The 1,276-nt window shown below is 66.7% G+C and carries 1 protein-coding gene; it reads right to left on the bottom strand.

Going from position 1 to position 1,276, the window contains the following annotated elements; all coding sequences use genetic code 11:
- Window positions 1-1,226 (bottom strand): IS3 family transposase gene (locus ACTMTF_RS49345; protein WP_441117029.1). Its coding sequence is split into 2 segments (ribosomal slippage), with 1,227 coding nucleotides annotated over them: window positions 1-944 and window positions 944-1,226; the frame shifts between segments, so codons are not numbered across the junction. This gene is flagged as partial in the annotation.
- Window positions 1,227-1,276: the final 50 nt, after the last annotated feature.

The raw sequence follows: 1,276 nt of genomic DNA, 5'->3' as shown, positions 1-1,276 counted from the left end.
CGCCGGTTGGGGCTGGTGTTGAGCGTAGTAGACGGCTTCGTGTTCGGCGGGCGGGACGTCACCGATGGCGGTGTGCAGGCGCTGGTGGTTGAACCAGTCGATCCACTCGGCGGTGGCCAGTTCGACGTCGGCCAGCCCTTTCCATGGCCGTCGGGGTTTGATCAGTTCGGTCTTGAACAGGCCGATCGCCGATTCCATCAAGGCGTTGTCCAGGGCGTCGCCGACGCTGCCGATCGAGGCGTCGATCCCGGCCTCGAGCAGGTGGGCGGTGAAGGCGAAACAGGTGTATTGACTGCCCGCGTCCGAGTGATGAACCAGACCCGGCCCGGCCGGAATGCCGGTCCGCGCGCGTCGCCACAGCGCCATGTCCAGGGCGTCCAAGACGAGCTTGGCTCGTTTGGTGGTGGCCGCCGACCAGCCCACGATCGCGCGGGAGTACACATCTACGACGAATGCGACGTAGACCACGCCGGCCCAGGTCATCACGTAGGTGAAGTCTGCCACCCACCGCTGATTGGGGCGCGAGGCCGTGAAGTCGCGATTCAGCAGGTCGTCGGCGCGCTCGTGTCCGGCGTCGCGGATGGTGGTGCGCAGCTTCTTGCCGCGCCGGACGCCTTCCAGCCCCAGTTCGCCCATCAGCCGGGCGACCGTGCAGCGCGCCACCACGACTCCTTCACGGCCCAGCTGTCGCCAGACCTTGCGCACGCCGTAGACGCCGTAGTTGTCAGCGTGCACCCGGCTGATGTGCTGCTTGAGCTCGGTATCCCGCACAGCGCGGACGCTGGGCGTGCGATTCTTGGCGGCGTAGTAGGTGCTCGTTGCGATCTTCAACCCGTGTGCGGCCAGCACACGGCAGATCGGCTCGACCCCGAACACCTCTCGATGAGCGTCGATGAACGCTACGAGCGCTTGTGTGGCCGGTCGAGCTCGGCCGCGAAGAAAACCGACGCCGCTTTGAGGATCTCGTTGGCCCGCCGCAGTTCGGCGTTCTCGGCCTTCAGCCGCTTGATCTCCTCGGCTTCAGCCGTCGTGGTCCCGGGCCGCTGTCCTGCATCGATCTGCGCCCGGCGCACCCAGCTGCGCACCGTCTCGGCCGTTCCGATGCCGAGCTTTGCTGCGACCGCTTTCATCGCGGCCCACTCGGTCGGGTAGTTCGGCCGGATCTCCGCGACCATGCGCACCGCGCGCTCACGAAGCTCGGGAGGGTAGGGGGACGGACGTGCCATGACTCGATCCTCTCAAGGAATCAAGTCTCCATCAGACCCGGCGCGGTTCA

It is taken from the genome of Nonomuraea sp. ZG12, from assembly GCF_052068115.1.
GTDB lineage: Bacteria > Actinomycetota > Actinomycetes > Streptosporangiales > Streptosporangiaceae > Nonomuraea.
This window is presented reverse-complemented; position numbering and strand designations above follow the sequence as displayed.